The 6,553-nt window shown below is 32.8% G+C and carries 8 protein-coding genes; 3 read left to right on the plus strand and 5 right to left on the minus strand.

All coding sequences use genetic code 11. The annotated features are described in order from the left end of the window. The first annotated feature begins 127 nt into the window (after positions 1–127). Positions 128–442, plus strand: a complete 315-nt coding sequence (locus SPD48_RS10540) for a PepSY domain-containing protein (protein WP_336258060.1) — start codon at positions 128–130, stop codon at positions 440–442. Positions 443–462: 20 nt separating this feature from the next. On the opposite strand, the gene SPD48_RS10545 is transcribed toward SPD48_RS10540, so the two are convergent. Further along, a complete protein-coding gene (locus tag SPD48_RS10545) occupies positions 463–1,317 on the minus strand; it encodes a YtnP family quorum-quenching lactonase (protein WP_336258061.1) in 855 nt (284 codons plus the stop codon). A gap of 89 nt (positions 1,318–1,406) precedes the next feature. Here SPD48_RS10545 and SPD48_RS10550 point away from each other — a divergent pair, with 89 nt between their 5' ends. Then, positions 1,407–1,697 (plus strand): YtzH-like family protein, encoded by a 291-nt coding sequence (locus SPD48_RS10550; RefSeq protein WP_336258062.1) that lies wholly within the window; start codon positions 1,407–1,409, stop codon positions 1,695–1,697. 15 nt (positions 1,698–1,712) lie between these two features. Here the strand turns inward: SPD48_RS10550 and SPD48_RS10555 are convergent, their stop codons facing one another. Genes SPD48_RS10555 through SPD48_RS10570 form a run of 4 tightly spaced genes read right to left on the minus strand, consistent with a single transcriptional unit; the run spans position 1,713 to position 5,903 of the window. After that, positions 1,713–2,621 (minus strand): diacylglycerol/lipid kinase family protein, encoded by a 909-nt coding sequence (locus SPD48_RS10555; RefSeq protein ID WP_336258063.1) that lies wholly within the window; start codon positions 2,619–2,621, stop codon positions 1,713–1,715. Next, complete coding sequence (locus SPD48_RS10560; RefSeq protein ID WP_336258064.1) at positions 2,618–3,556, minus strand: NERD domain-containing protein; 939 nt, start codon at positions 3,554–3,556, stop codon at positions 2,618–2,620. Before SPD48_RS10560 ends, SPD48_RS10555 begins: the two co-directional genes overlap by 4 nt. 12 nt (positions 3,557–3,568) lie before the next feature. Then, positions 3,569–4,285: a pseudouridine synthase gene (locus SPD48_RS10565; protein ID WP_336258065.1), complete on the minus strand. Its 717-nt coding sequence runs from the start codon at positions 4,283–4,285 to the stop codon at positions 3,569–3,571. Next, positions 4,272–5,903, minus strand: coding sequence for a putative polysaccharide biosynthesis protein (locus tag SPD48_RS10570; protein WP_336258066.1), 1,632 nt, complete (start codon positions 5,901–5,903; stop codon positions 4,272–4,274). The genes SPD48_RS10565 and SPD48_RS10570 overlap by 14 nt, the downstream gene beginning before the upstream one ends. A 299-nt stretch (positions 5,904–6,202) precedes the next feature. On the opposite strand from SPD48_RS10570, the gene SPD48_RS10575 reads away from it, so the two are divergent. Then, positions 6,203–6,436, plus strand: a complete 234-nt coding sequence (locus SPD48_RS10575; RefSeq protein WP_336258067.1) for a hypothetical protein — start codon at positions 6,203–6,205, stop codon at positions 6,434–6,436. The last annotated feature ends 117 nt before the right edge of the window (positions 6,437–6,553 follow it).

The raw sequence follows: 6,553 nt of genomic DNA on the forward strand, positions 1-6,553 counted from the left end.
TACCTTTCATTTTCCCCTACCTAATTTTTTTAAGACAAAATTCTTTTTCTATTTAAAATAAATGATGATCATGTATACTAGTAACAAGATCTTAATTTAAATTTTTTACATATGGGGTGAATTATTAATGAGTCGAAAAAACATTGTACTTGCCGCTGGATTGGGTTTTTTAATCGGTTACTTAGTGAAAGATCAAGTAGACGCATGTAAAAAACTTTCGCCGGACAAAGCACTTCAATATGCAAAAGAAACGTTTCAGAAAAACGGTCCTATCACTGGTTCATGGATCTATATGAAGCCTGAAAAAATTAAGAAAAACGGACTCACCTATGATACGTATCGAGGTGGTGTGAGCAGAAACATAGACGGAAATAATCAACAATTCGATTTTTACATTGATATTGAAACTGGAGCAATTATCGATGTAGAACCAGCTTCTTAAAGCCATCCAATGGGTGGCTTTTATTCATATTCATAACGCTTTCTTTTCACTTCATCAATAACTTTTCCCTCTTTGTTATATTTTAAAGCTCTATAGTAAGCATCATGATAAAACGTATACCAAGCATTGCGTGAATACCCGTAATCCATCCACTTCTCTTTTTGATGTACAGATGTCACTGGATAATCATCATATGCCATTGCCCATAGTTTATTTTGATGACCGTGTGTAGCCATAATATCAGCCATATGGATAAAACAATCCTCTCCATCTTCATAAATAAGAATACTGTGACCATCACTATGTCCACCTGTATGAATCATTTTTAATTCATCGGTAATATTAATTTTTTCTTCAAATGTTTCCACTTGTTCCTGTATTGGTTCCCAATTCATTTTCCAATATGTATTTATAGACCTTATATTCGGATTTTTCATTTCTTCCCATTCAATTTTTGAAGTGATGATAGGAGTATTTGGAAAGGTAGAAATGTACTTTTCACCATCTGTCTTTGTTAGTCCACATGCATGATCGAAATGCATATGTGTCATTATGATAGCATCGATGTCATTCAAACTTAATCCTAAGTCAATTAAAGACTTTTCTAAGGACGATTCTTCTAACACACCAAAATTTCTCATCTGTTTTTCCGTTAATTTCCCGTTCCCCATTCCAGTATCTATCAAATAATTTTTATTATCGATTTGGAGTAAAATAGGATCAGTTCGTAACTCAATCTGATTTTTATCATTTACAGGATATTTTCTGCTCCATAATGGCTTTGGAACTACTCCAAACATTGCTCCTCCATCTAAGAAGTTCACTCCGCCATTTAACCATGTAAGTGTTGCTTTACCTACTTTAAGTTGTTCCACTATATTTTCCTCCCTTAAAATTACCGTAATTAGGAATTTGGTATATTATATCAAAGTTAGGACATAATATCATAGAGGTGATTTTAAAAATGTATTTAACTGTGCAAAATCAGTTAACGCTATTACATGACCTGCTCGATGAACAAGTAACCTTTAAATCGGTATCAATGAACGAATATAGGCAAATAAAAAAACTTGTTCAAACAATCATTTCAAATGAGGAAATGGATAGTCATTTACTAACCGTACTTCCCGAAATTTATTATTACGGATTAAAAGGGGAAGCAGCACAATCATACTCCGATCACATCGAAGAAAATATATCGAATATACAAAAATGGTTAGATGCGATCAACCGAACAAAGTCTATTATAAGCTAGGTTCATATATATTGTTTATGCGCCTTTTACCTTTATTGGAAAAGGCTTTTTTGCAATTTTGCAATTCAAGGCAGTTCCAACTTCTCCATCCACTTGATATGGAAGTGGGCAATTAGAAATTACTTCTATTCGCTTCGCTTTTAATATGGTTACCTCTTTAAAGTCAATATGCTTACCCTTAAATACCGTAATAAAAAGTGCTAAAACTTTCCATTTCGAGATAGAATCTATCACCATAATTGAAAATTCTTCTTCATTATTATCGGCGGTTGGATTTATTTTCATGCCACCCCCGAAATAAGGTTGATTGTTTATCGTCATTAAGAAACATCTAGTAAACGTTTGAATTTCTTTTTCTGTTTTAATAGTAATTACTGAGGGTTTATAAGTGAATAATGCACTAACTAATGCAATGCTATACACCACAGTACCGAGCTTCAATTTATTAAACATTCTTTTAAAAGGAGAATGATTTGCTCGTTTTGTAACTTCCGCATCAAATCCAAACCCGATACAATTTATAAACTCCCGAGCCATTGAATTGGATAAGGTATATGTACCCAACCAATAGTTTTTAGTCGTATGATTATGTAAAATGTTATTTAATATAACTGTAGGTTTGTTTGGTAACAAACTACCTCTTGTAAAATCATTCCCTGATCCACCTGGTATGAAACTAATTGGAATTTGAGGATTGTTTAGCCCGTTTATCACTTCATGCATCGTCCCATCCCCACCGATCACGATAAGAGAATTAATACATCCGGAATTAAGGTTAGCGGCGATTTCTTCCGCATGACCAGGATAGTCTGTATAATAACAAATTGGCTGTAATTTTTTATATTCAGCCAATTTCATTAATCGTAAATGGATTTTTTTTGCGTTTCCATTTCCCGCTCTGGGATTCACTATTATAATATTCATTCTTGCTTTTCCTCATATGTAGAAGGAGTAATATAATCATCGTCATCCATCTCCCATTCAGGTCTTCGAACAGAAGTAGATTGACAATGACGTAAAAGTGCTTCTATTACTTTCAATTGCATATTTTTTAAAGGGGAAGTCAAATTCCTCTTTTCTTCTAACCACATCGGAAATTCGTCTTTCCCGATGATAGATGTATTATACGGTTCATTTGTATAAAGGATGGATGACGTTTCAGAAATTACTGTTTTATAAATGGGAAAACTTATCTCATAACGATTTAAGATTCCTTTTAGTATCTGCTCTGATCGTTTTAACGCTATGAGTGGACTTAAAATCTTTGCTTTTTTTGCACCCGATTCAATCGACCATGTTCGATCTGTCCCTACATAAACAGTTGACTCAGACGTTGTCTGTACTAAAGAAATCAAATCAATCCCAATCGGACTAATTAAAATAATTTCTCCCTCAACCGGCGCTTTTTTTATATTAAAAATTGGATAATACATCAATAAATATATGTCCGGTAGACGTTGTAATAAATTTCTTAGTGTAGTATCACTATTATATTTTTGATCCGTATAAGACACTTGCGAAATTGTAGAAGAGGCCCATTTTAATTGAAATGGGTATAATTCGTTTAAAAAGTGTTGGGTCAGTTGTTTCTTTGATCTCGGCAAGTTTCGCTCAAATTTTTCCTCAACATTCTCATTTTCCTTCGCTTTGAAAGGGTTCCATTTAAAAAAGCTATTATTTGTTGTTTCCGTGTGTAAATTTTGGGTTTCTTGTTCCGCTTCTCTTTCATTTTCAATTTCCCATAAATCATTTATACGTTGCCAATTTTCTTGTTTAAGACGAATATATTGGGTTGGATAATGAAAAGGGTTTGTCTCATATCGAGATACATAATCAAGCAATTTAATTAATTGAGCCATATGTACACCTCCCTACTTTTTTAATGATTGTAAGTAAGTTATTTCTGATTCATTTAATAATCTAATTTCTCCTATTGATAAATTCTTATCTAAGCTTAAATTACCCATACTCGTTCTCTTTAAATAGAGAACTTGCATATCAATCGCCTGAAACATCCTTTTAACTTGATGAAATTTGCCCTCGGAAATGGACAGCTTAATTTCTGAAATAGTATCACTTTTTAAAATGTCTAAAAAAGCTTCTTTCGTTTGATAGCCGTCATCGAGAATAACGCCTTTTTCAAATTTTTTAATATGTTTTTCCTCTACGATACCTTTTATTTTTGCAAAATATGTTTTAAATATTTTTTTATTCGGGGAAGTTAAAACATGGTTTAACTGTCCATCATTTGTTAATAATAATAGTCCTTCCGTATCTTTATCTAATCTGCCTACTGGTGCCAAGTTATAATGTTTATATTTTTCAGGTATCAAGTCTAGTACTGTTTTATCATAGCGATCAACCGTTGCTGATAAATAATTAGGCGGTTTATTCAGCATAATATAAATATACTTTTGATAATCAACTCTTTGATTATTAACTTCAATTAGCTGGCGTTCAGGATCAATATGAATATTACTTTTGGTTATAACTTTATTATCGACGGAAACCTCTCGATTCTTTATTAATTCTTTTACTTGTTTTCTTGTTCCATACCCTGCATGAGATAACAATTTATCTAGACGCACGTTTTTTCCTCCTAAATCTGTCCAAAATATTAGTTCCGCCTAGAACGTAATCAAGTAAAGTTGATTTATATGCTAAAAATAAATAAACAAATCCACCAATAAAAATACCGATCATTAGCATTACTACTGCCGCCATTCTGCTTTCCTCATACGGAATAAACTGACCGAAAATAAACTTGGAAAGTATAATCGCACCCCACATGATTAAACTAAAAATAATCATAAACAATAAACGTTTTAATGTTTGCTTATATGAAAATAAAATCGATCGTTTAATTTTCCATAAATTTAAACAAACGGCAACAGTTACTGCAAGCCCGGTTGCAAAAATAGAACCTTTTCCAGCATATTGATGAATTAAAAAGGAATTTAATAATGCTTTAGTTAAAAATCCTGCTGTTAAGCTTACTAATGCAAAACGCTGTTCATTAATTCCTTGTAATATAGCGGCTGTAACTGTAAAAAGCGCAAATAATAAGGCGACTGGTGCATACCAAGCCATTAATGATCCTGTCAGTTCAATATTTTTCATACCAAATAAAGAACCATACGCTTCATAGGCAAGCGCTGAAAGACCGACCACGGCAGGCACAACCAAAAATAAAACAATTTGTAACGATTGATTTATTTCTTGCACTAATTTTTTTCGCTTCTGCTTTATAAATGATTCAGTCAATGCAGGAACTATCGTTAAAGATAATCCCGTTGCGATCGTGACCGGAATGCTAATTAACTTATGACCATATAAATTAATAGTTGCTAATGAGGTGACTGCGATGTTTTCAAATCCGCCAATTACCATTGCTCGATTAAATGTAAACGAATCCACCGTCTGATATAACGGAATGGCAATCCCAACTAAAACAAATGGACCAGCATACGAAAATAATTCATAAAATAATTCTTTCGTAGAGATATGTAACTCTCTTTTGGATTGTGGGACATTTTGACGAAATTCCTCTCGTCTTTTTCGCCAGAAGTACCATAATATGACACAAGATATTAAAGCACCAACAAAAGCTGCGAATGTTGCAAAACTTACCGCCAGAACAATACTTCCGTTATACACTTTAACAATGATAAAAGCGGAAATTAATACAAATGCAATACGTACAATTTGTTCAACAACCTGTGATATTGCTGTTGGTTCCATTGAGTGATTCCCTTGAAAGAACCCTCTGGCTACACTCATTCCTGGGATGATCAATAAGGCAAAACTAACCATCTGCATCACTTTTTTGACATCTTCTATCTCATTATCATGATTATCACTATAAATAAACTTACCCGCCAACCATTCAGAACTGAAATATAAAGTTAAAAATGCTAATACCCCGGTGATAAGCATTAAAGTCATACTAGCTTTAAATACTCTCATTCCGATATCATAGTGGCCCAAAGAATTATATTTGGAGACAATTTTTGACACTGCTAGTGGTATACCTACCGTTGATATACTTATTAATATCGTGTATGGATTATATGCATAATAATATAAAGCTCCACCTTTATCTCCAACAAGTTCATTAAATGGGATAACATAAATCATTCCTAAAAACTTGGATAGAAACGCAGCACCTGTTAAAAGTAAGGTTCCTCGTAAAATTTTATTAGACATTGGTTCACCTTCGTATTTTAAGTTCTACTTCCTTAGCTATTTTATCACACTTTACGAGTGAAAGAACTTTTATCAACGATATTTCATCTTATTGTATTCTAAATTTAACAGGTTTAGTGTAAAAAGAGACGGGTATTAATTGTACATGACAAACCTACACTTTATTTTATTAGGTAAATCATTCCGAGTATTTTTTTAAGTTATCGAGCTAAACTATTATAGAGTTGGCGTATAGCCAATACTTTTTGTTTCTAACTTATTCGTTTCCTCCTGACTAAATTAGAAAGGAATGAAGTAAAATGAAAAAATCGGATATGTGGTTAACTATTCTTGCTTCTATTGGTGTAGGTGCCGCTGCTTATTACACAATATCTAAAAGTGATAAGCCAATGTCAAAAGCAATAGAAAGTGTCACACCTATGTTATCTGGTATGTCTGGTAGTGGTATGTCCGGTATGACACAAAATAAGAATGAAAGTTATGAAAATGCAGGTAATAACTCTGGTATGTTAGGTCCACATGGAATGAGCTAATTGGTGATTTTTGTCGATTTAGGGAATAAGTTTTGTGCTTACTCCCTTTATTTTGAACATTATTAATGCACAAAAAAACAGTCTATCTACATTAAAGTAAATAGACTGTTTTTGGTT

The organism is Pseudogracilibacillus sp. SE30717A (assembly GCF_037071985.1).
Taxonomy (GTDB): Bacteria; Bacillota; Bacilli; order Bacillales; family Amphibacillaceae; genus Pseudogracilibacillus.